This is a genomic window from Streptomyces griseus subsp. griseus, assembly GCF_000720255.1.
GTDB classification, from domain to species: Bacteria; Actinomycetota; Actinomycetes; order Streptomycetales; family Streptomycetaceae; genus Streptomyces; species Streptomyces griseus_I.
In genome coordinates this window covers 42508-66952 of sequence record NZ_JOJE01000019.1, presented here as the reverse complement: position 1 = coordinate 66952, position 24445 = coordinate 42508, and the positions used below count along the sequence as shown (strand labels likewise).

General features: G+C 71.3%; 21 protein-coding genes. 13 read left to right on the top strand and 8 right to left on the bottom strand.

Annotated elements, in window-relative coordinates:
- Positions 1-37: 37 nt before the first annotated feature.
- On the bottom strand, positions 38-799 hold the full coding sequence (locus IG99_RS25065) for a carbonic anhydrase (RefSeq protein ID WP_037677370.1): 762 nt from the start codon (positions 797-799) through the stop codon (positions 38-40).
- A 237-nt stretch (positions 800-1036) separates the two neighbouring features.
- Here IG99_RS25065 and IG99_RS47805 point away from each other — a divergent pair, with 237 nt between their 5' ends.
- On the top strand, positions 1037-3061 hold the full coding sequence (locus tag IG99_RS47805) for a LodA/GoxA family CTQ-dependent oxidase (protein ID WP_037677368.1): 2025 nt from the start codon (positions 1037-1039) through the stop codon (positions 3059-3061).
- Positions 3058-4230 carry an FAD-dependent oxidoreductase gene (locus IG99_RS47800; RefSeq protein WP_051865864.1) on the top strand — a complete coding sequence of 391 codons (1173 nt, stop codon included), beginning with the start codon at positions 3058-3060 and terminating at the stop codon, positions 4228-4230. Before IG99_RS47805 ends, IG99_RS47800 begins: the two co-directional genes overlap by 4 nt.
- Here IG99_RS47800 and IG99_RS25050 read toward each other — a convergent pair.
- Both IG99_RS25050 and IG99_RS25045 read right to left on the bottom strand, forming a co-directional pair.
- A complete protein-coding gene (locus tag IG99_RS25050; RefSeq protein ID WP_051865861.1) occupies positions 4209-4739 on the bottom strand; it encodes a hypothetical protein in 531 nt (176 codons plus the stop codon). The genes IG99_RS47800 and IG99_RS25050 overlap by 22 nt on opposite strands.
- A 110-nt stretch (positions 4740-4849) precedes the next feature.
- A complete protein-coding gene (locus tag IG99_RS25045; protein WP_037677366.1) occupies positions 4850-5476 on the bottom strand; it encodes a TetR/AcrR family transcriptional regulator in 627 nt (208 codons plus the stop codon).
- Positions 5477-5540: 64 nt separating this feature from the next.
- Between IG99_RS25045 and IG99_RS25040 the strand changes: the two genes are divergently transcribed.
- From IG99_RS25040 to tpg, 3 genes are all read left to right on the top strand, one after another.
- Entirely contained in the window at positions 5541-6500 is a 960-nt protein-coding gene (locus tag IG99_RS25040) for a GNAT family N-acetyltransferase (protein ID WP_037677365.1), read from the top strand.
- A gap of 173 nt (positions 6501-6673) precedes the next feature.
- The gene (tap, locus tag IG99_RS25035) at positions 6674-8977 is read left to right on the top strand and encodes a telomere-associated protein Tap (protein ID WP_037677364.1); all 2304 of its coding nucleotides are present in this window, start codon (positions 6674-6676) and stop codon (positions 8975-8977) included.
- A gap of 6 nt (positions 8978-8983) precedes the next feature.
- Positions 8984-9541 (top strand): telomere-protecting terminal protein Tpg, encoded by a 558-nt coding sequence (gene tpg / locus IG99_RS25030; protein WP_037677362.1) that lies wholly within the window; start codon positions 8984-8986, stop codon positions 9539-9541.
- A 99-nt stretch (positions 9542-9640) separates the two neighbouring features.
- On the opposite strand, the gene IG99_RS25025 is transcribed toward tpg, so the two are convergent.
- Both IG99_RS25025 and IG99_RS25020 read right to left on the bottom strand, forming a co-directional pair.
- Positions 9641-10258: a pyridoxamine 5'-phosphate oxidase family protein gene (locus tag IG99_RS25025; RefSeq protein ID WP_037677360.1), complete on the bottom strand. Its 618-nt coding sequence runs from the start codon at positions 10256-10258 to the stop codon at positions 9641-9643.
- Between the two features lie 35 nt (positions 10259-10293).
- Positions 10294-11535, bottom strand: a complete 1242-nt coding sequence (locus tag IG99_RS25020; RefSeq protein WP_234311946.1) for a globin domain-containing protein — start codon at positions 11533-11535, stop codon at positions 10294-10296.
- Positions 11536-12036: 501 nt separating this feature from the next.
- Here IG99_RS25020 and IG99_RS25015 point away from each other — a divergent pair.
- Genes IG99_RS25015 through IG99_RS45820 form a run of 4 tightly spaced genes read left to right on the top strand, consistent with a single transcriptional unit; the run spans position 12037 to position 14398 of the window.
- Positions 12037-12555, top strand: coding sequence for an ArsR/SmtB family transcription factor (locus IG99_RS25015; protein WP_037677359.1), 519 nt, complete (start codon positions 12037-12039; stop codon positions 12553-12555).
- Complete coding sequence (locus tag IG99_RS25010) at positions 12552-13640, top strand: serine hydrolase domain-containing protein (protein ID WP_037677358.1); 1089 nt, start codon at positions 12552-12554, stop codon at positions 13638-13640. The genes IG99_RS25015 and IG99_RS25010 overlap by 4 nt, the downstream gene beginning before the upstream one ends.
- A 44-nt stretch (positions 13641-13684) precedes the next feature.
- The gene (locus tag IG99_RS25005) at positions 13685-14152 is read left to right on the top strand and encodes a DUF1648 domain-containing protein (RefSeq protein WP_051865859.1); all 468 of its coding nucleotides are present in this window, start codon (positions 13685-13687) and stop codon (positions 14150-14152) included.
- Between the two features lie 6 nt (positions 14153-14158).
- The gene (locus tag IG99_RS45820) at positions 14159-14398 is read left to right on the top strand and encodes a methyltransferase domain-containing protein (RefSeq protein ID WP_199815590.1); all 240 of its coding nucleotides are present in this window, start codon (positions 14159-14161) and stop codon (positions 14396-14398) included.
- A 152-nt stretch (positions 14399-14550) separates the two neighbouring features.
- Here IG99_RS45820 and IG99_RS25000 read toward each other — a convergent pair whose 3' ends face one another.
- The 3 genes from IG99_RS25000 to IG99_RS24990 all read right to left on the bottom strand — a co-directional run bounded on the left by IG99_RS25000 (position 14551) and on the right by IG99_RS24990 (position 16831).
- The gene (locus IG99_RS25000; protein WP_394298047.1) at positions 14551-15384 is read right to left on the bottom strand and encodes a ribonuclease BN; all 834 of its coding nucleotides are present in this window, start codon (positions 15382-15384) and stop codon (positions 14551-14553) included.
- A gap of 150 nt (positions 15385-15534) precedes the next feature.
- Entirely contained in the window at positions 15535-16233 is a 699-nt protein-coding gene (locus tag IG99_RS44270) for a hypothetical protein (RefSeq protein WP_051865858.1), read from the bottom strand.
- A complete protein-coding gene (locus tag IG99_RS24990) occupies positions 16226-16831 on the bottom strand; it encodes a SigE family RNA polymerase sigma factor (RefSeq protein ID WP_078947891.1) in 606 nt (201 codons plus the stop codon). Before IG99_RS24990 ends, IG99_RS44270 begins: the two co-directional genes overlap by 8 nt.
- Before the next feature lie 576 nt (positions 16832-17407).
- Between IG99_RS24990 and IG99_RS24985 the strand changes: the two genes are divergently transcribed.
- From IG99_RS24985 to uca, 4 genes are all read left to right on the top strand, one after another.
- Entirely contained in the window at positions 17408-19003 is a 1596-nt protein-coding gene (locus IG99_RS24985) for an amino acid permease (RefSeq protein ID WP_037677356.1), read from the top strand.
- Between the two features lie 76 nt (positions 19004-19079).
- Positions 19080-20021, top strand: coding sequence for an urea amidolyase associated protein UAAP1 (locus IG99_RS24980; RefSeq protein WP_037677355.1), 942 nt, complete (start codon positions 19080-19082; stop codon positions 20019-20021).
- 1 nt (position 20022) lies between these two features.
- Positions 20023-20847, top strand: coding sequence for an urea amidolyase associated protein UAAP2 (locus IG99_RS24975; RefSeq protein WP_078947890.1), 825 nt, complete (start codon positions 20023-20025; stop codon positions 20845-20847).
- Positions 20844-24440: an urea carboxylase gene (uca, locus tag IG99_RS24970; protein ID WP_037677353.1), complete on the top strand. Its 3597-nt coding sequence runs from the start codon at positions 20844-20846 to the stop codon at positions 24438-24440. The genes IG99_RS24975 and uca overlap by 4 nt, the downstream gene beginning before the upstream one ends.
- The last annotated feature ends 5 nt before the right edge of the window (positions 24441-24445 follow it).

Sequence of the window (24445 nt, the reverse complement as noted above, 5' to 3'; positions counted from 1 at the left end):
GGACCGGAATAGCCCGCGCGCCGGGTCCGACGGGACGTCAGTCGACGGAGTGGACGAGCTGACCGGCCAGCTCGTAACGCGCCCCGGCGATGACGAGCTGCCCGCTCTCCACCTTCGCCGCGAGGTCGGGCTCCGCGGCGAGCCGGGAGCGGACGGCCCGTACGTTGGCGTCGATCGTCGCGTCGATACGGGCGTCACCCTCCTTCGTACGGTCGATGGCGGGCCGTATCTGATCGGCCAGGTACTGGATGTGGGCGGGCAGCCGTCCCCCGGACGCGTCCGCCTCGACCGCCGCCCGCACGGCACCGCACGACTGGTGCCCCAGCACCAGGATCAGCGGTATCCCGAGCTCCAGCACCCCGTAGGCGACGCTGCCGATGACGGCCTCGTCCAGGACCTCACCGGCGCTGCGCACGGTGAGAAGATCACCGAGCCCCTGGTCGAAGACGAGCTCCGGCGGAACACGGGAGTCCACGCACCCGAGGATCACGGCGAAGGGATGCTGGCCGGACGTCAGGCTCCGCCGGACGGCGGGCGTCTCGTCCGGATGCCGTTCCCTGAAGGTGCGCCAGCGCCGATTGCCCGCCGCGAGCTCGCGCAGGGCCTCCTGTGGGGTGCCGGGCCGGTGCCGCGGCACGCCGGGGACGGCGGCGGAGGCGGGAGCCGCGCCGAGGGCGACACCGGCACCGAGGGCCGCGCCCCCGGTGAGACCGGCCCGCAGGAGGGCTCGCCGGGGCGTGGCGGTGGATGCGGTCGGCTCGGGGCCGACGGATCTGTGGGGGGCGACGTCGGAATTCACGGAGAGGAACGTATGTCCGAGTCGCGAATCCCTGACGGGCCGTTGGCTCTTTCTTGGCTCGCTCCTGCCTCTTCCTTGACCGTGGTGCCGGACCGCCGCCCGCGGCTGAAACACCCGGCAGCCGCACCTGGCCCGATGGTGTGAATACGTGCCGCCCGATGGCGCCCGACGACTGCACCCGCCTCCCACCGCCGTGCCTATGTTCACCTCGGGCCGCAGCCGAGTGAAAGGCGCCTCATGGACCAGCAGATCGTGCAGGTGAAGATCCATCCGGCGATCGGCGTCGCCCGGGTCGGGAACAGCTCCGCGGCGCCGTTCATCGGCCCCGAATCACCTCACCAGAAACCGCTGCCCCCCGGTTCCTACAAGGACGCGTCCGGGGCGGTCGTCAAGCAGGCGGCCCGCTTCCGGGTCTACGGCTACAACCAGGCGGGCGAGGTGGTCCGGGAGCTGAAGCTCGGCGAGGACGGCGTGAGCGAGATCCGCTGGTCGGTGCACCTGGCCAACAAGAAGGCCGCCTGGTACCGCTTCCACATTGCGCTCGACATCCCCGAGGCGGCTTCCCTCACGCCGCAACAGCGAGGAAGGCGCAACGCCGGCGTCATCGGCGCCGAGCGCCGGAAACTCGTCATCGACCCCGGCATCCGCACCGTCCGCGCCTCCCTGCACGACGTGGGCACCTTCGACACCGGCACGATCATGGGCCGCAAGGTCCCGCTCGGCGGCATCTCCACCGAGCCCACCGGCCGCCTCCTCGTCACCGGCGGCAACGGCAAGTCGGCCTCCTACGCCATCCCCGAGAAACCGATCACCGGCGTCACCAACAACGACACCTGGTACGACGACGTCTCCGACGGCCCCGTCACCGCGGAGGTCACCATCGGCGGACAGACCAGGACGGCGACACCGGCCTGGGTCGTGGTGGGCCCACCGCACTACGCACCCGGGGTGAAGACCGTCCGCACCCTCTACGACGTCCTCCGGGACGTGTTCACCACCGAGGGCACGCTGCCGGGCGAGGACGTCGTCTCCTACGCCGACCACATCGAGCCGATCCTCAGCAGGTTCTGCGGCCTGCAGTGGACCAACCACGGCTTCGCCACCCAGTTCGGCCGGCAGGGCCCGCACGACTTCCTCGACCCCGCGCTGCGCGCCCGCCTCGCCGACCCGGGCGCCGGCAGCCAGGAACTGCGCCGCCAGATCTACGTCCAGATGCGCGACTGGGACCGGGACGGATGCTCACCGCTGCCGTGGCCCTGGCTCTACGGCGACGCGATGGTCGGCGGAAAGGGCACCTCGGTGCGGCAGCAGATCATGCTCTCCCCGACCCAGGACCGACTCCTCGCCCGATGGGCCGAGGGAAGCTTCCAGCCCGGCCCGCTCCACGAACACCACGAGGACGTCGACCAGGCGCCCGTCCACGAGCAACCGGCCCTGCTCGACCGGGCCGCACTGGAGAACTGCGCGGCGGACGCCTTCCACCCCGGCTGCGAGGTCACCTGGCCCGTACGGAACAAGACCATGTACGCCGAGCCCTTCCGCATCCTGCACCGCGCACCGGACAACCCCGAACGAGACTACGGCGACGTCCTCACCGACCAGCAGGTCAAGTCCAAGGACGGCCCGCTGTACGCGCAGGGCCCGGGAGACCTCACCCGCTGGATGGCCGCCCCGTGGCAGTGCGACGCCGCCAGCTGCCGCTCCGGCTACCAGGTGCTCAGCGGTCTGGGCCCGCGCTACAGCCCCTACCTGCCCACCTTCTGGCCGGCCCAGGTCCCCAACCACGTACTGAAGCGCTCCGACTTCGACATCGTCAACGACCCCGCCGCCGGCCCGGAGGACAGAGAGCGCGCCTTCGAGCGACGTGCCGTGTGGCTGCGCGGCCTGACCGGCTCCGACGCCGTCAAGCAGCGCCGTCAGATGATCGACGACTGGCCCGACCTCGGCATCGTGGAGACCCACCAATACACGGTCGGGGACGGCAGGTTCCCGGAGCTCATCCAGGTGGAGTCCGTCCCCGGCGAACGACTGCGCGGGGCGCCCGACCACGCCAACCTCGTCAACGTCCAGGTCCCCCAGGCGGCCAGCCCCCAGCTCGCCGCGGAGGCCGGCACCTGGAGCGGAGACCTGCCGGCCGAACAGGTCGAGGCCGCCCTGGTGACCCAGGCCATCGGCGAGGCTATGCGCGCCACCGGCCACGACGAGGACGCGATCGCCGCCGGCTACCTGGAGAAGCTCGACCCGTTCCGCGAAGCCCCGTGACCCGCGCCGGACCGCCGCGCGACCACTACGACGTCGTGGTCGCCGGCGGCGGCCCCGCCGGCTGCGCCGCCGCCCTCACCCTGATCGCGGCGGGCCGTACGGTCCTCCTCGCCGACTCCGCGACCGGCCCGCCCAAGACCGGCGAGGCCCTCGTACCGGTCGCGCGCCTGCTCCTGAGCGACCTCCACGTCGCCGACACGGCGCTGACCACGGGACACCTGCCGTGCCACGGCACCCACTCCGCCTGGGGCTCCACCGCTCTGCACACCGTCGACTTCATCCGTGACCCCTACGGCCACGGCTGGCACCTGGACCGCCCGCTGTTCGACCGTGCCCTGCGCGCCGCGGCCCGCGCGGCGGGAGCGGACGTGGCCGAACACACCGCCGTACGCCGCCCCGAGCGCCACCACGACGGCACCTGGCGCCTCACCCTACGCACCGCCCGCGCCGCACCGCGCACCGTCACCTGCCACTGGATCGTGGACGCCACCGGCCGACGTGCCGCGATCGCCGTCGCCGCCGGAGCCCGCAGACAGGTCGAGGACCGGCTGACCGCCCATCACCTCACCCTCGACCCGCTTCCCGGCGCCACCGACGGTCACTCCTTGGTCGAATCAGCGCCCGACGGCTGGTGGTACACCACCCTGCTGCCCTCGCGCCGACGCCTCGTCGCCTACTTCACCGACCCCGACCTGTTCACCCCCGCGGACTTCCGCAACCGCCTCCTCGCCACCCGCCATGTGGCGCGAACCGCCCGCCCCCACGGAGTCGGCACCCTGGGGCCGCCCCGCCGCGCGCCCGCGCACAGCGCTCACCTGGACCGCGTCCACGGGGACGGCTGGGTCGCGTCGGGAGACGCCGCCGTCGCCTTCGACCCGCTGTCCTCCCAGGGCATCCTCACCGCCCTCTGCACCGGGCTCGGTGCGGGCCGGGCGGTCCACGCCCACCTGCGCGGCGCCCCGGGCGCTCTCGACGACTACACCGCCGACATCGCCACGGCCCGAGCCGCCTACCAGCACGCCCACCGGACCGCCCACGCCCGGGAAACCCGCTGGCCCGACCGCCCTTTCTGGTGGCGCAGACGAGCGACGGCGGCGCCAGGTACGGGAGACGGTCCCCGCACCCTGCCGCCGCCGTCGGCCGGATCTCAGCAGCGCGTGCTGGAGTAGCCCGCCACCGGTGCGGGGTCACCGGCCTTGCGCACGGAGCCCGTCCCGGCCGTGCACTCCGAGACGGTGTTCGTGCCCGCCGACCAGAACTCCTGGACGGTGGTGTTGGTCCAGGAGCGCTTGCCCAGGACCTCGTCCTGCGAGCCGCTGTAGACGGCGGCCGTCACGTCGTAGTCGCCCGCCGTGGCGCGGAAGCTGTCCCAGACCCAGACGTAGCCGTAGTTCCTGGCGCAGGACGGCGAGTAGAACTGCTTGACGGACGCGATGGTCGCGCCGCCGCGCTTGATGTACCCCGTGGTGCCGATCTGGTACGCGTCCGCGCACACCCCGGCGGCCTGCGCCCGCGCGCTCGCCGGATTCCCCGCCGGGGACGGCGCGGTGGACACGGCCGACGGCGCGGTACGGGCGCCCGGAGCCGGAGCCGGCCCGGTCCCGGCGGACGCGATGCCCGCCGGGGCGAGCGCGAAGGCACAGGTGAGCGTGGCTACGGCGGTCTTCAGGTAACGCATGTGTGTGGTTCCCCCTGCTGGTCGTCGATGGTCGTCGAGACACTTCGCCCGAATCGCTGATTCCGGATCCCCCGGAACCTTTCGGACGCCAGATGAGACACGCGGATCGCTCAAAGGGTTGTACGCGGTGCCCCGGCGGGGCCACGGGCCGCCGAGATCGAGGCGAGGAAGTCGTCGACCATGGAGACCTGTACGTCCTCCGGGAACCGGCCGGGGTCGAAGAGCGCCTGCACGACCAGTCCGTGCACGAACGCCACGGCGCCCGCCGCGAGTCGCTCCGGATCGGCGCCGGCGGGAAGCTCACCCAGACCGCGCGCGGCTTCGAGGTGCGGACGGATCGTCGAGCGCAGCCGGGTGTATCGGCCGGCCTGGTCCGAGGCCAGCCCGTCGTCGGCGAGGGCCAGGTCCCAGGAGCTGACCCAGATCCGGTTGCGGGCGGTGTCGTCCGGGGTCAGCGGCAGGATGTCCAGCAGCATGGCGCGCACGGTGGCGAGGCCTTCGGCAGGACGCTCGCGCCGGGGACGCTCCGCGGTGCGCTTCTCCAGCAGGTCCAAGGCATGGGCGATCAGGGCCCGCTTGGTCGGGAAGTAGTGCATGAGCATCCCGGTCGACACGCCCATCGCGGAGGCGACCGCGCGCAGCGTCAGCCCGCCGAACCCCTTCTCGGCGAGCGCCAGCCACACCGCCTCGGACACGTCCTCGCGGCGGGCGTCACGGTCTCCGGGAGCGGGCGGCATGCTGCTACCTTACATACCGAACGCTTGTTACGTACCGCCCGCCACCCCAGGGATCGAGGTATCCGTGTTCGCACTGCCGCTCGGCGACAACGCCCAACTCCGCCCACTGGAGCCCTGGCACGCCGAGGAGTTCCTCGCCCACATCGACCGCGCCCGCCCCCATGTCGACCCCTGGATACCCTGGGCGAGCCGCAGCACCGACCTCGCCTCCGCCAAGGCCGTCCTCCAGCGCTACGCCGACGACCAGGCCAAGGACTCCGCGCGCGTCTACGGGATCTGGCTGGACGGCACACTGGTCGGCGGCGTCATGTTCACCCGCTTCGACGGAGCCTCCGGCGTGTGCGAGATCGGCTGCTGGCTGGAGGCGGCGGGGGAGGGCCGGGGCCTGGTGACCCGGGCCTGCCGGGCCCTGATCACCTGGGCCTTCGAGGAACGCGGGATGAGCCGCGTCGAGTGGTGGGTCGCCGCGGGCAACATCCGCAGCGCGGAGGTCGCGCGCCGGCTCGGGATGACCCGTGACGGCGTACTGCGCCGCCGCTACCCGTACCGGGGCGTCCGCCACGACAGCGAGGTCTGGTCCGTCCTCGACGACGAGTGGTCACCCGAGCGGGACGCCCCCGAGTGCGAGACCCGGGCCGAACTGGACCGCCTGACAGGGGCCTTCTTCGGCGCGTTCACCAATACGGGAGGCAGCCGGCCGAAGGTGGAGATCATCCGAGAGGTGTTCATCCCACAGGGCATGATCATCAAGAACCTCGGTGCGGACCCCGTGGTCCACGACCTCGACGCGTTCATCGAACCCCGCGAGAAGATCCTCACCGACGGCACGCTCACGGAGTTCTCCGAATGGGAGGTCTCCCACCGCACCGAGGTCTTCGGCTCGATCGCGCACCGGTTCAGCGAGTACCGCAAGTCCGGTTGCCTGGAGGGGGAGTGGTTCGAGGGCTCGGGCCACAAGACGATCCAGTTCGTGCGCACGCCGGCCGGCTGGCGGATGAGTTCGATGGCCTGGGACGACGCGTAGGGCCGACAGGGCTGGGTGGCCCTGCGGGAGGCGTCCCGGCGGCATGGGCGGCGACATCCTCGGGCGCGATGGGCCGGGCGACCTCATGGGAACTCGCATGAGCGCTTCATCAAGCGATTCAGTGAGCGATCGGACGTGCCCCTCGGGATAGGGTGAGGACGGAGGTGAGCCGGGTGCCCACGGAGAACGAGCTGCTCAGCGCGGTCGACGCGCTGTTGGGTCGGGTCGACCAGAACGATTTGCCGCCGCCCGCCGAGCGCAGGCGACTGCGCGAGGCCGCCGATCTGACGCAGACCGACATCGCCGGCGCGCTCGGAACCCGCCGGGAGACGGTGGCGAGTTGGGAGTCCGGCAAGAACGAGCCGCGACCGCCACAGCGCACCGCGTACGCCCGCCTGCTCGAAGGGCTGGCCGCGCGTTTCCCGGCCGCTGAGGAGAAGCCGGCCTCCGAGGACGATCCGGCCTCCGAGGACGAGCCGGTCTCCCAGGGTGAAGCGGCCACCGAGAACGGGGCGACCGCCGAGCCCACCGTGCCGAAGCCGACCACCGCCACGCCCGCCGTGCCGGCCACGCCCGCCGTGCCGGCCACGCCCGCCGTGCCGGCCACGCCCGCCGTGCCGGCCACGCCCGCCGTGCCGGCCACGCCCGCCGTGCGGGCCCCGTCGGCGCCGACCGCTCCCCAGCGGACGGTGAGGCAGGCGGCGAAGAAGGCGGTCGACAAGCCTGCCGCATCGTCGCCCGCCGTCGACCCCCGCTTCGAGAACGGCCCGCTCGCCGTCGTCGACTTCGACGGCGACCACGCGCTGGCGTACTGCGTCGGCGGCCTCGTCCTGGACGTGCCCGCCAAGAGCATCCCCTCCCTGATCGAATGGACGCTGTCCGAGGCGAGGCTCGGGCAGGCCCGGCTGCACCGCAACGGCAACGACGCCGACCCCGTCCTGGTCCTCACCCCCGCCGCGCTGGAGCGCTACGGCCTGCCCACCACCCTGTCGGACGAGGAGCGGCGGGCGGGCCGGCTCAAGGACAGCCACAAGGTGGTCAAGCAGATCAAGAAGGCCGAACTTCAGCTCACCCAGCTCGGGTTCGGGCCGTGGGCGCGTGTCTACCGCGAACCCGAGGGCTCCAGGCGCCGCTGTGTGCAGTTGTGCATGCCGTCGTGGAACGCGCTGGACGCACGGGAGTGGGACGACAAGGACGACCCGAGGATCCCGGCCATGCACCCCGCGGACCTCGCCCGGTACCTGGGCACGTACGCGGAGCGGGTGATCACGCCGCGCGGCACCGCGTCGACCACCGGCCTGGAGCTGATGACCGCGTTGCGGCCGCCCACTCGCGCGGAAAAGGACGAGGCCACCGGTGCGTTCAAGCAGGCGCTCAACGCGGACGCACTGACGCAGGTCTACGACGCGGTGCCGTGCGAGGTCCCGGACGAGCACCCGATCCTCGAGGGCACGTTCGCCCGGCACCACCTGCGCACCCCTGCGGAGATGCTGATGGAGGAGCCGTACGACTGGTGCCGGGAGCTGACCGACGAGGAGTGCATGAAGCCGTACCTGGTCGCCGTCGACGTCAACATGGCGTTCGCGGCGGCCGCCAACGGGCTCACCGTCGGCCTGAACGGTCCCACCCACCTGACGAACAGCCCGGCGTTCGACCCGGCACTGCCGGGATCGTGGCTGGTCGACCTGAGCCATGTGGACCTGTCCCGAGTGGAGATCAACGGGCGAACCGTCGACGCCGACCGGCTGCCGAGCCCGTTCACGCCGGCCGGCGACCGCCCGGCGGGGCCGGCCTGGTACGCGACGCCGACCGTGGCGTACGCGCGGGAGCTGGGCTTCGAGGTCGCGCCGATCGAGGCGTGGGTGCGTACCCGGACCGGCCGCTACCTGGACCCCTGGTACAAGCGGCTGCGCGACGCGTACGTGGCGACGATGGCAGACCTCGGCGTCACCACGTCCATGGGCGGCCGGGAATTCCTGGACGCGATGGCGCGCGCCGACGACACCGACCCGACGATGGCGCTGCTGGTGAAGGCGATCAAGGCCACCGCGAAGGGCGGCATCGGCAAGCTCAGGCAGCGCAACCGAGGCCAGGTCCCGTACTACGAGCCATGGCCGGCGCTCTCCCGGAAGACCTGGCGCCCCGACATCCGGGCCGCCGTCCTGTCGAACGTACGGGTCGGGATCCACCGCAAGCTGATGAAGGCCGCCGCCGCGGCCGACCTCTACCCCGTCGCGATCGGCACCGACGCCATCGTCTACCCCTCCACCGGCCCCTCCCCGCTCGACGTCCTGCCGTACACGGCCGAAGGCAAGCCCGTGCCCGGCACCTTCCGGCTCGGAGTGAGCCCCGGGATGGTCAAGCACCAGGGAACCCGGACCGTACTGTGGGCGGAGGCGCAGTTCGAGGAGCACGGCGGCGTGTTCAACCTCTCCAACCTCATCAAGACCGACCGGAGCGCCGGGGAAGGGGAGTAGCCGACGATGGCGGACACGATCGGGGACGGCCTGGACCGCGCGCTGGAGGGGGCGTTCACCCGCCCCGTCCCCAAGAGCGCCCAGGCGCAGATGAAGTACCTGGTCAAGCAACTCAAGACCACAAGGGCCGTCGCCGAGATCCTCGGTGTGTCCCAGCGCACTGTGGAGCGCTACGTCGTGGGCACGCTCAAGCGGCCCCGGCAGGACCTGCGGGCGCGCATGGAGCGCGAGGTGAAGCGCCGTTGGCAGCCGCAGGTCCGCGCGAAGGCGAAGAAGCAGGCCGTGAGCACCGACGGCCTGGTCGTCTCCACCCGGGCCCGCTTCGGATTCACCGCGGCCCCCGGAACGACCGACGACGCCCGCATCCGCGACATCACCCAGGCCCTGCCGCCGCATTGGGCGGACCGCCTGTTCACCGCCCGCGACGCCGGCGCGACGGAACAGCAACTGCAGGACATCGCGGCCGAGGGCCTGGCCGAGATGTACTTCCGCGCCGACAACACCCGCGCCCACGGCCTGAGCGTGGAGTTCACCGACGTCGACCAGATCGACATCTCCCTGTAGACGAGGCCCGCGAAAGCGGCCGGGAACGAGTCGTACGGGGCCTGGACACCCCGTCACTCGTCGCCCCGGCTGCACTCTTCGCGGCCGGCATGCCCCTCGTCAGGCGCGGGGCTCGGCCGACGCCGTCTCAGGGCCGGTGAAATAGTTCGCGTCCTTGGGGCGTGCGGGGTCCTGGCCGGTGGAGCGGGGGGCCGGCTCCAGGTGGGGTATGTACTTGGAGCAGTGGATGTAGGCCTCCTCGACGCTCACCCGGACCCACATCTCGGGGTCCCGCCCGGGCGCGACATCGGTGGGCAGGCCGGGATGGACGGAGCGCAGTCCCGCGTCGGTGCAGAGCTGGGCCGCGCCGTTGACGTGCAGGCCCACGTGATGGTGCGTGAAATCCACGAAGAGCATGCCGAGATGCGGGTTCTCCGACATGTTCCCGGCACTGGCGAGGACACCGTTCCCGCGGAACTCGGGGTAGGCGAGCGTGTGGTCGTCGATCACGTGGACGAATCCCGGTGGCCCGGCGCGGAAGCTGGCGTCGCATTCGCCGCGTGAGTCGGCGGTGGCCAGGAAGACCATCGTCTGACGGTCGATGAAGTCCCGCATGGCGGGTGTGAGGCAGGGCCGTACCTGTTGGTCGTAGAACCGGCCGGCACGTTCGGCGGTGCCCAGTTGCTGTTGCAGGCGGTGTTCGCCGGCTGATCCGAAGGACGGCGGGGGGAGTGTCACGGGCGTTCTCCTGGCAGGACGGGCAAGCGCTTGGCTCAGGGAAGGGACAGGACAGGCGTCTCGAACGGGTCGTGATGGATGCGGTCGGGCGGGGTGCCGCCCAACGTGAGCGTTTCACTGGCGGCGCGGACCATCGAAGCCGGGCCGCTGAGGTAGGCGTCGTGCTGGAACCACGGCCCGTACTCGGCCAGAACCTCCGGCAGGGATCCGCCGACCCCGGGCGTGCGCTCCTGGGAGATGGCCCCCCTGATGGTCAGCCAGTGGTGCCGCTGGGCCATCCGCAGCATGTCGTCGATGCCGTACAGCTCGGCGCCGGTTCGTGCGCCGAGGAACACATCGACCCGGTAGCGCTCGCCGCGACGGGCCACCTCCTCGACGAGCGCGCGGATCGGCGCGAGACCGGTACCGCCGGCCACGCACAGCAGGTCGCTGTAGTCGGCCGCGTCCAACACCATGTCTCCCAACGGCGGCCCGAGCCGGATCACGTCGCCCACCGCGGCCCGGTGCACCAGCGCGCCGCTGACACGACCGTCGGGCACCGCGCGCACGTGAAAGGTGAGAGTGCCGTCCTCGCGGGGCGCGTTGGCGGGGGAGTAGTAGCGCCACAGCTTCGGCCACCAGGGGGTCTCGACGCTTGCGTACTGTCCGGCGGCGTACTCGTAGGGCATGTGGGGGTGCACGGTGATCTCGGCGATGCCGTGTCCACGCGGGACACGGTGTACGACCGTGGCGGGCCACACGGCGGGCCGGAGCACCTCGTCCTGCTCGGCAGCACTGATCATGACGTCGGCGACCACGCCGTACGCCTTGGCCCAGGCGGCGGCGATGTCCGCGGTCCACGCGGGACCGGCGTAGCGGGCCAGGGAAGCGAGAAGGCACTCGCCCACGGCCGGGAAGTGCGCGCGGAGCGTGCCGAATTTGCGGTGATCGCGCCCGAGATGACCACAGAAGCGCACCAGACCCTCGGGGTCGTCGACCAGGTCCACGATACGCAGCAGCGCGCGCAGCAGACGGCCGCGCTGGGTGTCCATTCCCGGCGGGAACAGATGACGGACCTCGGGGTGGCGGGCGAAGAGAATCGCGTAGAAATAAACCGTCATGTCTGCGGCGAACGGCTCGACCACGGACACGGAGGCGCGTATGAGGTCCTGCTCGTGGACCGACAGGGGCGCCTCGACGATCTTGGGCTCGACGGCGGGCGTCACCGGGGCAGGCACCGAGTCCTCTGTGGACGGCTGGACGACCGGATCGCCCGAGCGGTTGATACGGAATCTCAACGGACTGGCGCTCCCCCGTCCGCTGCCCGGCGGCGTCCCTCGCCGGCGGACCATGGAGCGGCACCGCTGGCGGTGCCACGTCTGCGAACCGTACGACGGGCGCAGGCGTCGGAAAGTCTTCGTCTCAGAACAGCGGCGATCGGGGCATCGACATCGGCGAGCATGAGTCCTCATCGGGGCGGCAGCGTCGAAACAGATCGAACAATTCCGGACGCTACATGACCACATGGGTGACTCAAAAGTAGCTATCCGTCCTGCGATCGCGTCGGCCGCCGGGGTCCTCCGCCGGCCGAGCCCTCGCAGCCCGCACCCCCGGCGAGCTCTGCCGAACAGTACTCCTCCACCAACGCCACGGCGAACGCCGAGCCTCGGAAGCCCGGACCATGGCGCGAAACACCACCGGTCCGACGCCCCGATCTGTTGGCCGAAACAGGTGCGTGCGGTCGGCGACCCTCGACCGACAGTTGTTCTGTTATTCCGGAATAACGTAAGGTCAGGTTCATGGTTGATGACTCCGTCCTGGACCGAGTCGCCGCGCTCGAAGAACGCGTTTCGCGGCTGGAGTCGGGACAGAACCCGGCCCGCGGCGATGTGTTCTGGGCCCTTGAGGGGCTGCGCCGACGGCTCACCGGCGACGGACAGGTCCTCTTCACCGGCGCACTCGACCTGCCCACGGGCGAGCATTACGAGTGGCAGCAGGGCGCGGTGGCGGAGGAACTGCTCGAAGCGGACTGGGCGGACCACGCCGCGGCGTACGCCGCTCTGGGGCACCCGGTGCGGCTCACCCTGCTGCGCGCGGTGCTGCGAGGGTCCCGGTCCGCGACCGAGTTGCAGGAGACAGCCGGACTGAACACCACCGGACAGCTGTACCACCACCTCAAACAGCTCACCGCCGCCGGCTGGCTCCAGGCCGAGGGGCGTGGGCACTACCGGGTGCCCGCGGGACGAGTGGTCCCGCTCCTGGTGCTGTTGTCCGCGGTGGTACCGGCACCGAACCCGACGACAAGGAGCAGTACATGAAGCGACGCAAGTTCCTGAGCGTGGCGGCAGCCGGTGGCGGCGCCTCGCTGTTACCCCGGAACGCCACGGCGGCCGAGAACGACCTGCCCGCGCGGGTACGCGGCCACCTGGACCGTGCGCTGGCCGCCGACAGCCCGAGCGTGGTGTGCGGGGTGATCCACGGCGCACAGCGATACGTCGCAGGCGCGTCCCAGGACGGCCCCGCACCGGGCGGCAGGACGGTGTTCCAACTCGGCTCGATCGGCAAGACCCTCACCGCCACGGCCCTCGCGCGCGCCGTGTGCGCGGGCACGGCCCGCCTCGATTCGCCGCTCGTGCTGCCTCCGGCCTTCCCCATCCCGCGCAAGGGTTCCCGGCAGATCACCCTGGCCGACCTGGCGACCCACACCTCGGGTCTGCCCTCGCTGCCCGCGAACCTCCTGGCGAAAGCCGACCCCTACGACCCGTACGCGCACTACACACTGGACGACCTGGCCGCCGGTCTGGCCGAGACGCCCCTGGAGGCCGAGCCCGGCAGCGCCTACCGCTACTCGAACCTCGGGTTCGGACTCCTCGGCCAGGCACTGGCCTTCGACGACGTGGACGCCATGCTCCGGCGGAGGGTGACGGCACCGCTGCGCCTGCCCGACACGACGACGACCCTGAGACCGGACATGGCCTCCCGCAAGGTCGTCGGACACCTCGAAGGGGAGCCCGTCCCCGACTGGCACGACCATGTCCTCTCCGCCGCGGGCACCTCCGTCTACAGCACCGCCGACGACATGCTCCGCTTTCTCGGCGCACAGCTGCACCCGGAGCGCTCACCGCTGCGGGCTGCGATCGAACTGACCCAGCGCCCTCACTTCACCGCCGACAAGAACCTGCGGCTCGGCCTCGGCTGGCACCTCAGCACGTCGACCGACGGCCGGACCATCACCTGGCACAACGGCGGCACCGGCGGATTCAGCACCTGCGCGGCGTTCAGCAGGCAGAGCATGACGGCGGTGGTCATGATGGTGAACACCTACAGCGAGGAGTCCGCCGACGCCCCCCGCCCGGTCGACGCACTGACCTTCGCCCTCCTCAGGGAACTCACCAAGGCCTGAGATTGTTCTGTTTCATGAAGAACACTGAGTTGAGGGGGAGTTGAATGCCCGCCGTCCGCAGATGTGCCCTGACGGCCGTTCCGTTCGGCATCGCCGTCGTGGTCTACGTCGGTGTCTTTCTGGCGAGCTACGACCGGCTGCCCGGTCGGATGGCCACCCACTTCTCGGAGGAGGGCGGGGCCGACGGCTTCACGGGCCGGACTGCCGCGCTGTGGGTCGGCAGTGGCCTGCTCGTTGGTCTCGGGCTGTTGTTCTCGGTCCTGGCCATGGTCACCAAGGAGAGCTCGGGGTCGAGGCTGACCACCGCGGTCGGCGTCGGCACGGCCGTCACGCTCGGCTGTCCGCTGGTCCTCACCGTCCTGGTCAACAGGGACGTCCAGGACCCGGCGGAGGCGCAACTGCCGGTGTGGCACGTGGCCGTGCTGCTGCTCGCGGGCGTGGCCACCGGAGCGCTGACGTGGTGGCTGACGAGCGCCAGGCCGGGGCCCGGCGCCTCTGCGAGGATGCCTTGACGACCGGTGACAGTGCCTATCACGGTGCGATGGGCAGACGGTGATGTGAGCGGGCTGCGGGTGTTGGATCTGGGGTGCGGGGCGGGTCACTACGCCGACGAGCTGCTGCGGAGAGGGGCGGGGCGGGTGGTCGGCGTAGAGGGGAGCGAGACACTGCGGCGGGCCGCGCGGCCAACTGCTCGCCGAACTACGGCGTGTTCTGCGGCCAGACGGAACTCTCCTGGTCTCCACCCACCCCACCAGTGACTGGACCTACTTCGGTGGCGCCTACTTCGCCCATGAGCGGGTGGAGCTTCCCTTCGACGACGGGTTCGCCCTGCGGTACTGACGAGGCTCTCGGCCGGTGAGGCGGGCGCGGGGTGATGGCGGCGGTGACAGCGGCGGGCGGCCGCCCTGGGTCAGGCGTCGCCCCGCCGTTGCCAGGCGTCTTGTACATGACGGCCAAGGAGTGGCCCGCCGAGGACCACGAATCCCACACCGATGAGCCAGGACTGCACGACGAGCATGGTGCCGACGGTCCCGTACGTGACCGCGTTGGTCACGATCAGTGGTGAGAACACCTGGTCGGAGAACCAGCGCAGCCCGCCGAGGCCCGCCATCGTGGCGACCGCCCCGGGCAGCAGCGCACCCCAGCGCACCCGTTCGCCGAGCAGGAAGTGCTGCCCCCACCAGAAGAACAACACCCCGAACAGCGAGGTGAGGGCGATACGCAGGATGGAGTGCGTCATCCCGCCCCGCAACGCCGCACCGCTCTGCGTCTCGGAGTACAGATAGCCCGTCAGCGCCGCGAGCCACACCACGCGGCGCCATACGTGGTGCCAGGGTCCCGAGGGCACCTCCCAGATCCTCTCGTAGCCGTTCTGCACACTCGCGGCGAAGGTGACGCCGAACAAGGCGACCAGCAGGCCGCTCAGGACGCTGGTCGTGCTCAGCACCTTGCTCGGCGCGGCGAACAGCTCGCGCACCGCCTCGGCTGGGCGCCCCGACAGACTCATCCCGTCGATCACCCACAGGGCGAAGCCCCGCTCCTTGAAAGGGAGCGCCGCTGCCACGACGATCAGTAGCGGAACCAGTGTGACCAGCCCCAGCGCCGAGAAGCCCATGGCTCGGTGCAGCAGTTCCAGCTCGGACCCGTGCCGCCACAGCTGTGCGGCGAGGGAGTCCTGCCATCGGGCACGCAGTCCGTGGCGGGGCGGTCGCGGTTCCGGGGGAACGCCAGAGGCGTCCGTCACGCGTCCCTCGCTTCCCGGCGCGGAGCGCGCCTGCCACTCCCGCGCCGGAGCCACTGCCCGCCCGGCGCTCTTCGACTGGGACGACGTTCAGCGGTTCCCGGGCCGGCCGGGGACGAAACCTCCGTGGAGCCGGCTCACCCCGTGGGTGGCTCAGGGCCGGGCAAGGCAGTCGTCCCAGAGCCCGGCCAGCTGTGCCGGGATCTCGGGGATGGCGGCGCAGCCCCTGGGATCGCGCGGGAAACCGTCACCGGCCACATAGGTCCAGGCGCTGTCCTGGGCCTTGGTGAAGTACTTCTCCGTGGCCCCCTCGTCCTGAAGCTGGACCAACTCGTTCTCGGTGGCGCCCGCGGTGGCTGTGAAGGTGGCTCCCGCGTAGAAGGCGCCGTCGCACTGGCCGTAGTAGAAGGTGCCCTTGACCGGGGCGATGTGCACCAGTGTCGGCTGCGATCGCCGATAGGCCTGGGTCACGGCATCCTTCACCTCCTGTGGGACCACCAGCGAACGGCACGACAGTGAAGGGTTCGACGAGGGCGGCGACGGTGCGTTCGTTGCATACGGTGCGGCGCTGGGAGAGCCGGGAGTCACGGTCGGTGGGGCCGTGGACGTGGGCGGTGTGGCGAGGTCCACGGCCCCCTCGGACGGGGAGCCCTGGCGGGAAGGGCCCGTGATGGCCACGGCACCGCCGCCCACCGCGGCGACCAGGGCGACGGCCAGTGTGGCGGTGGCCATGCGGTGGCGGCGCCGTAGCTTGTCGCCGCGAGCCCGGACGGCCGCGACGGGCCGGGCGGTGGTCCGTGCGGCGAGTTCCTCGGACCCTCCTCTGAGGACGGCCTCGAATTCCTCAGTCATGGTGGTGCACCTCCTGGTCGGTGTGGCCGAGGACGTCGGTGGCGACAGCGGGAGGGATGCCGGGGGCCGTGAGGGACGACCGCATCCCGATGGACGGGGTGGCCTCGGCCGGGCTGTCGCCCGCGCCGTCGGACAGGTACGACGCCATCGCTCGGCGTCCGCGCGACAGCCGGGCCTTGACCGTTCCCGGCGCGGCATCGGTTTCCCGTGCGGTCTCCTCGACGGACAAGCCGACCAGGTGATGCAGCACGATCGCCCGCCGTTGCTCGTAGGGGATGCGCCGCAAGGCCGCGACGACCGCGACATAGTCAGGACTGACACCGGGCGCCTCGTCGGGTATGCCGTGGCGGCGGTGGGCCGTGAGCCGGTTGACCGCCTTGCGCCAGACACTCACCCGGATACGGCAGGCCACCGAACGCACCCAGGCCTCCGGGTCCGCGTAGCCGGATACCTTCTCCCAGTTCTGCCAGGCGCGGGCGAAGGCCTCCTGCACCAGGTCCTCGGCCTCGGCGAGGCTGCCTGTCATCGCGTACATATGGCTGGTCAGCCGGCGCACATGGCCGGCGTAGAAATCGTCGAAGACGCGTGGGTCGCGCATTGCCCCCTCCACATCACTGGGCTGAGGGTCGTGCCCTCACCGCCTTGTCACGCTCGAGAAGGGTGGGAGGTTGCACCACTGCAGCCACGCCAGGGCCTGGACAAGCCTCCGGCAACGCGAGCACCCCATGGCATCGTGCCCCCCTGTCCAATGATCACCTCACTCACAGACGGCCACGCTCGGACTCGGCTACCTCGGCTCCGGTGTCCTGTGCGCCGCCGCGCTCGCAGCCCCGGCCGTCGCCCACCGCCGCGGCGGCCTTGGCCTGGGCCTCGGACCGGTCACCCTCTCCTGGACGGTGGCCATCCTCGGCTTCGTCGGCTACCTGGCCGCCTCACGTACGGACGTCCAGAGCATTGCCATGCCCTGATGCCGCAGTGATACGGCGGTGTTCACCAGTGCCGACGTGACCGACGAGGAGATGCCCGCCAGGCGCACGATGCCGCCGAGCGTGGGGGTGTGAGGCGTCGGATACACGATGTTTACGGCCGTGACCCAGCGGTGAGACCGGTCCGCCTCACTATCGCAATACCTGTCGATCGACAGGTATACCTCTATGGATTCGGAGGTGCGGTGATGAGAGAGTCCCAGTTCACCGCGTCAAGCCATGCCGATGGCATCGCCATCGATTCGGCTCCTGTCGGCTACCAGCAGGAACTACGCCGCGGCGTGGGGGGTTTCGCCTCATTCGCCGCGGGCTTCTCGTTCGTGTCGATCCTGACCACTGTCTTTCAGTTGTTCGGCCTCGGCTTCGGTCTCGGCGGAGCGGCGTTCTTCTGGACGTGGCCGCTGGTGTTCGCGGGGCAGCTGCTGGTGGCTCTGTGCTTCGCCGAACTCGCCGCGCGCTGGCCCATTTCCGGTGCGATCTACCAGTGGTCGAGCCGGCTGGCCGGAACCACGGTGGGCTGGTTCGTCGGCTGGGTCATGATCATCGGTCAGGTTCTCACCGTGGCGGCGGCCGCCATCGCCGCGCAGGTGGTGCTGCCGGGCATCTGGTCCGGCTTCCAGATGGTCGGAGGACCGGGCGCTGATCCGTCGGTCCTCTCACCGTCCGGTGCGCACAATGCGGTCCTGCTGGGCTGTCTGCTGCTGGTGGTCACCACGGTGGTGAACATCCTCGGCATCCGCCAGATGGCTGCCGCGACCAGTGTCGGCGTCGCGGTGGAGATCGTCGGCGTGATCGCACTGGTGCTGGTGCTGTTCTTCCTGCCCGAGCGAGGCCCGCAGGTGGTGAACCACACCACCGGCTGGGCCGGTGGCGGCGGCTACTTCGGGGCCTTCCTGGCGTCTTCGTTGATGGCGGCATACGTGATGGTCGGCTTCGACTCGGCGGGCGAACTGGCGGAGGAGACCCACAGCCCACGCCGGACCACTCCCCGGACCATTCTCCGTGCGCTGATCACCTCAGGTGTCGGCGGAGCCCTGCTGATCGTGTCAGGGCTGATGGCGGCAAGGAGCCTGACCGACGGGAAGCTGGCGGCCGGCGGTCTTTCCTGGGTCCTCACGGACCGGCTCGGAGGGGTCCTGGGAAGGCTGCTGCTGTGCTGCGTCGCGGTCGCGGTGTTCGCCTGCACGCTCGCGGTCCAGACGTCCGGCGCACGGATGATGTACTCCATGGCACGCGAGGGTGCCCTGCCGTGTCACCGGTACCTCGGCAAGGTCTCGCCCCGCACCGGTACGCCGGTCATCACGTCGATCGTGGTGGGCGTGGGAGCCGCGGTCGCGCTCCTGGTCAATCTCCACCAGGCGGCGATCTTCACCGCCCTCTCCAGCCTGTGCATCGCCATGCTGTACCTGGCCTATCTCGGGGTGACCCTGCCCCTCCTGATCACCCGGATCCGGCACCGGCGCACCGGCCGACTGCCTGCCGGTGTCGACGAGTCGGGCCGGCCGCTGTTCTCACTGGGCCGCTGGGGCACACCGGTCACGGCACTCGCCGTGCTCTACCAGGTCGCCATGACGGTCAACCTGCTGTGGCCCCGTCCGGAGATCTACGACCTCACGGGCGGCACGTGGTGGCTGCGGTGGAGCGCCTTGCTGTTCATCGGGCTCAGCCTCGCCGCCGGTGCCGCCTACTTCCTGGCCCGGGCGCTGCACCGCCGGATCGAGCTGAGGCACGTACCCCACACGCACATCGAGCCGCCCGTCGAAGCCGTCGCCGAGCCCGCGTGACGCACGGCATCAACCGCGCACCCAGCGCAGGAGACGGGACCCGACACCACACCTACGAAGGGGTTACGGGACATCCATGACCAGGGCCGAAGAGTCGACGGCCACCGAGCCGCACGACCAGCACCCCGCCGACCACCACCCGACAGACCACCACCCGACAGACCAGCCCCCCGCCCGCGCCCGTGATCTGCACCTGACCGACAGCGTCCACAGCGCCCGGGACGACGCCCGCGCCCAGCACGGGCAGGTCGGCGAGTGGATGCCGTACCTTCCGGCGTCCACCAGCCCTTACTGTCCGCCGGGGGTGGATCCGGCCGCGCTGGTGTGGGCGGAGACGGTGGCCCCCGGCGGCTACACCCACAAAGTGCTCGCCCGCGGCACCCGGCTGCGCTTCGACGATCCCACGGGTGACGCCTGCGCCCACCTGCTGCTCTTCAACGCCCTGCAACCGGTCGAGCGGCTCAACGTCGCCGACACCCAGAAGATCCCGTGGCGGGCCTATCTGGGCGAGAACCACCCGCTGCTGTCCGGCGACGGCCGGATCCTGGCCGTGGTCACCGGTGACTCCTCGGGCCGGCACGATGCCTTCTGCGGCACCACCACGGACGCCTGGAACGCGCGCAAGTACGGTGACACCCGCCCTCACGGACCGTCCCCCTCCGGCCGCGGACTCTTCCTCAAGGCGGCCGCCAAGCACGGACTGACCCGGCGCGACCTGCCACCGAGTGTCTCCTTCTTCCAGGGCGTGCACGTCGAGGCGGACGGCACCCTGGCCTGGAAGGGCAGCGCGGGAGCGGGCACGTACGTCGAACTGGTCGCGGAGATGCCCCTGCTGGTCCTTCTCGCCAACGTCGCCCACCCGCTGGACCCACGCCCGGACTACGTCGTCGGGCCGCTGCGGGTGCACGCCTGGCGGGGCGACCCGACCGGCCCTGACGAGCCGCGGTTCACCGCCACCCCCGAACTGCACCGGGCGTACCTCAACACCGTCGACCACTGCGAAGCCCGGGGGCTGTGACATGGCGATCACCCAAACCGGCCACACCGTGACCAACCATCCGACCGCCTCGGGCGGCACGGTCGCCTCCACCGTCCCCGTCGGCGCGGTCCACGCGGAAAGTTCCACCCTGGACTGGGGAGCGAGCCTGGCCGAGGGCACCGTGATCCTGGACGAGAAAGTCGCACCCAACGCGCCCTGGTCGGGCGTGGTCAAGAAGGGAAACGTCCTGACCATCGTCGACGTCGGCGGCAACCAGTCCGCCGACTGCCTGCTCTACAACGCCGACGACCCCGAGGAGCGCTACAGCGTCCCCGACACCCTGGCCTGGCAGGGCAACGCCTACGTGCGCACCGGCACCGTGCTGCGCAGCAACGAGGGCCGTCCACTGATGACCGTCGTGGGCAACGAGATCGACCGCCAGGACACCATCGGCGGCGCCTGCGGCAAGGAGTCCAACACCCTGCGCTACGGCCACCATGTGATGTTCCATCACGGCTGCCGGGAGAACTTCCTCGCCGAGGCGTCCCGCCACGGCCTCGGAGCCCGGGACATCGTCTCCAACCTCAACTGGTTCATGAACGTGCCCGTCGAGGCGGACGGGGCGCTGGGCATCGTGGACGGCATGTCGGCGCCCGGTCGTCGGGTCGCGGTGCGTGCCGAGACGGACGTCCTGGTGCTGGTGTCGAACTGCCCGCAGATGAACAACCCGTGCAACGACTTCAACCCGACCCCACTGCGGATGATCGTCGTCAACCCCGACCCCGACCCCGACCACGTCGCCGGCTCGCCAACCCGCGCGGCACAAATCCCGCCGTCCGCCCCCGCCTCGGGAGGCGCCGCGTGACCCGCCCCACCGCTGTCCTCGTCGCCAACCGCGGGGAGATAGCCCGCCGCGTCATCCGCACCGCCCGGAGCATGGGCCTGGAAACCGTCGCCGTCTTCTCCGACGCCGACCGGGCCGCCCCGCACGTCCGCGAGGCCGATCACGCGGTCCGCCTCGGCCCGGCTCCCGCCCGCGATTCGTACCTGCGCGGTGACGCGATCATCGAAGCCGCACTCGCCCATGGCGCCGGTATCGTCCACCCGGGCTACGGCTTCCTCTCCGAGAACACCGCCTTCGCCCGTGCCGTCGAGAAGGCCGGCCTGCGCTTCGCGGGCCCCACCGCCGAACAGATCACCGCCTTCGGTGAGAAGCACACCGCCCGGGCCCTGGCCAAGGCGGCCGGAGTTCCGCTGCTGGCCGGGACGGAGCTGCTCGGATGCGCCGAGGAGGCCGTCACCGCAGCCGAGTCGATCGGCCTTCCCGTGATGGTCAAGGCCACCGGCGGTGGCGGCGGCATCGGCATGCAGGCGTGCGCCACCGCAGACGAAGTCCGCGAGGCCTTCGCCCGGGTCGCGGCGCTCGCCGAGTCCAACTTCGCCTCGGCCGGCGTGTTCCTGGAACGCCTCGTACGCCCGGCCCGCCACGTCGAAGTGCAGGTCTTCGGCGACGGCACCGGCCGGATCGCGGTCATCGGCGACCGTGACTGCTCGCTGCAGCGCCGCAACCAGAAGGTGATCGAGGAGGCCCCCGCCCCGGCCCTGCCCGACCGTGTCCGCACCACCCTGCACGACTCCTCACGCCGGCTGCTCGCCTCGGTCGGCTACCGCGGCGCGGGGACCGTGGAGTTCGTCTACGACCCGGTGCGCGAGGAGGCCGCCTTCCTGGAGGTCAACACCCGCCTGCAGGTCGAGCACCCGGTGACCGAGGAGGCGTACGGCGTCGACCTCGTCGCCCTCATGCTCACCCTGGCCCGCGACGGCCGGGTCGACGACGCGGTGTTCGAGCGCGCGTGGACGCCCACCGGACACGCCGTGGAGGCCCGGGTCTACGCCGAGGACCCCGACAAGAACGCGCAGCCGTCCTCCGGCCTGATCACCAGGGCGGTCTTCCCCGGCCAGGGCAGCGACGAGATGCCCGGCGTCCGCGTCGACGGCTACGTGGAGACCGGCCTGGAGATCTCGCCGTACTACGACCCCCTGCTCGCCAAGGTGATCGCGCGCGGCGCCACCCGCGACACCGCGTTCGACGTGCTCGGCGACGCCCTGGCCGCCAGCCGGATCGACGGCATCGTCACCAACGTGGGCCTGCTGCGCTCGCTGACCACGCGGGACGAGGTGCGCCGGGCCGCACACCACACCAGCACGCTCGCCACCACCGCCGACCCCGAGCCGCGCATGGACGTCCTGGCGCCGGGCGCGATGACCACCGTCCAGGACCTCCCGGGCAGGCTCGGCCACTGGCACGTCGGCGTGCCGCCGAGCGGACCCTTCGACCCGGTCTCCTTCGCCGAGGCCAACCTGGCCGTCGGCAACCCGGCCGAGGCACCCGCACTAGAAGTCACCGCGGGCGGGCTGACCCTGCGCTTCTCGGCCGCCACCGTCGTCGCCGTCACCGGCGCCCCCGTGCCGGTCACCGTCGACGGCGCCGAAGCCGACCTGTGGGAGCCGCTGCCGGTCCCGGCCGGCGCCACCCTGGCCCTGGGCACATCAACAGGCCCCGGCCTGCGCACCTATGTGGCCGTCCGGGGCGGCATCGACGTACCCGCGTACCTGGGCAGCGCCTCGACCTTCACCCTCGGTGGCTTCGGCGGGCACGGCGGCCGGGCACTGCTTGCCGGAGACGTGCTGCGCCCCGGAGCCTGCGTGACCGCCGGCGGCGGACCGACCCCGGTCGAGCGCCGTCCCGCGATCACCTCGCACTGGCGGATCGGTGTCACCGAAGGGCCGCACGCGGCACCGGAGTTCTTCACCCGCGAGGACATCGACACCCTCTACGCCACCGACTACAAGGTGCACCACAACTCCGCCCGCACCGGCATCCGCCTCATGGGACCCAGACCGCAGTGGGCCCGCCAGGACGGCGGCGAGGCCGGCCTGCATCCCTCGAACATCCACGACACGCCCTACGCGGTCGGCGCGCTGGACTTCACCGGCGACACGCCGATCGTCCTGGGACCCGACGGGCCGTCCCTCGGCGGATTCGTCTGCCCCGCGGTGGTGGCCAGCGGCGAGCTGTGGAAGCTCGGCCAGCTCCGCCCCGGCGACACCGTCCGGTTCGTACCCGTCAGGGAGGCCGAGGCGGCCGCCCTCGACGCCCGTCGCGCCTCACCCGCGCTGATCAGCAGCGGCGGAGACGGTGACGACGGCGTACTGGGCCGCCTGGAGGCCACGCGGGAACGGCCCGCTGTCACCTACCGCCGCGACGGCGACGACAACGTCCTCGTCGAGTACGGCCCGATGGTGCTCGACCTCGGCCTGCGGATGCGGGTCCACGCCCTCCAGGAGACCCTCGCCGCACACGCGCCCGACGGGATCATCGACATCACCCCCGGCATCCGCTCGCTGCAAGTCCAGACCGACGCACGTCGGCTGAAGGCCCGTGACGTGACCGCCCTCCTGCGTGAGCTGGAGGAGGAGGTACCGCCGACCAGCGAGCTCGTGGTGCCCTCCCGCAGGGTGCGGTTGCCGCTGAGCTGGGACGACCCGGCGACCCGGCTGGCCATCGAGCGGTACATGGCCGGGGTGCGCGAGGACGCCCCGTGGTGCCCGTGGAACATCGAGTTCATCCGCCGCGTCAACGGTCTCGAGACCGCCGACGACGTCTACCGCACCGTGTTCGACGCCTCCTACCTCGTGCTCGGCCTCGGGGACGTCTATCTGGGCGCCCCCGTCGCCACCCCGCTCGACCCACGGCATCGCCTGGTCACCACCAAGTACAACCCGGCCCGCACCTGGACCGCGGAGAACTCCGTCGGCATCGGCGGCGCCTACCTGTGCGTCTACGGCATGGAGGGCCCCGGCGGCTACCAGTTCGTCGGCCGTACGGTGCAGATCTGGAACCGCTTCCGCAAAGGCGGCCTCTTCCAGGAGTCCCCCTGGGCGCTGCGCTTCTTCGACCGCATCGAGTGGTACCCCGTCACGGCGGAGGAACTGCTCGAACTGCGTGCCGAGACCGACGCGGGGCGCGGCGTCTTCGACACCGAGGAGGGGACCTTCTCGATCGCCGACCACAACGCCTTCCTGACCGCCGAGGCCGACTCGATCGCCGCCTTCCGGCAGCGGCAGAGCACCGCCTTCGAGGCGGAGAAGGAACGCTGGCGGGCGGCCGGCGAGTTCGACCGGCACGACGAACCGCAGCACCCGGCTGCCGACCCCGCCGCCGTCACCGTCCCGGACGGCGCGGTCGCCGTCACCGCGCCGTTCACCGCGACCGTCTGGCAGACCGTCGCCGAGCCGGGCGCCGCTGTCGCCGCGGGCGACCCGATCCTCTGGCTGGAGGCGATGAAGATGGAGTCCAAGGTGAGCGCGCCCGCCGCTGGGACACTGCTGGAGATCTACGTCAAACCCGGTGAACAGGTGGCCCCCGGCCAGATCCTCGCGGCGGTGCGGTCATGAGCGCC

Coding starts and splice junctions, on each gene's coding strand:
- IG99_RS47805 (WP_037677368.1), top strand. CDS start 1,037: ATGGACCAGCAGATCGTGCAGGTGAAGATCCATCCGGCGATCGGCGTC.
- IG99_RS25050 (WP_051865861.1), bottom strand. CDS start 4,739: ATGCGTTACCTGAAGACCGCCGTAGCCACGCTCACCTGTGCCTTCGCG.
- IG99_RS25045 (WP_037677366.1), bottom strand. CDS start 5,476: ATGCCGCCCGCTCCCGGAGACCGTGACGCCCGCCGCGAGGACGTGTCC.
- tpg (WP_037677362.1), top strand. CDS start 8,984: ATGGCGGACACGATCGGGGACGGCCTGGACCGCGCGCTGGAGGGGGCG.
- IG99_RS25015 (WP_037677359.1), top strand. CDS start 12,037: ATGGTTGATGACTCCGTCCTGGACCGAGTCGCCGCGCTCGAAGAACGC.
- IG99_RS25010 (WP_037677358.1), top strand. CDS start 12,552: ATGAAGCGACGCAAGTTCCTGAGCGTGGCGGCAGCCGGTGGCGGCGCC.
- IG99_RS25005 (WP_051865859.1), top strand. CDS start 13,685: ATGCCCGCCGTCCGCAGATGTGCCCTGACGGCCGTTCCGTTCGGCATC.
- IG99_RS44270 (WP_051865858.1), bottom strand. CDS start 16,233: ATGACTGAGGAATTCGAGGCCGTCCTCAGAGGAGGGTCCGAGGAACTC.
- IG99_RS24990 (WP_078947891.1), bottom strand. CDS start 16,831: ATGCGCGACCCACGCGTCTTCGACGATTTCTACGCCGGCCATGTGCGC.
- IG99_RS24985 (WP_037677356.1), top strand. CDS start 17,408: ATGAGAGAGTCCCAGTTCACCGCGTCAAGCCATGCCGATGGCATCGCC.
- IG99_RS24980 (WP_037677355.1), top strand. CDS start 19,080: ATGACCAGGGCCGAAGAGTCGACGGCCACCGAGCCGCACGACCAGCAC.
- IG99_RS24975 (WP_078947890.1), top strand. CDS start 20,023: ATGGCGATCACCCAAACCGGCCACACCGTGACCAACCATCCGACCGCC.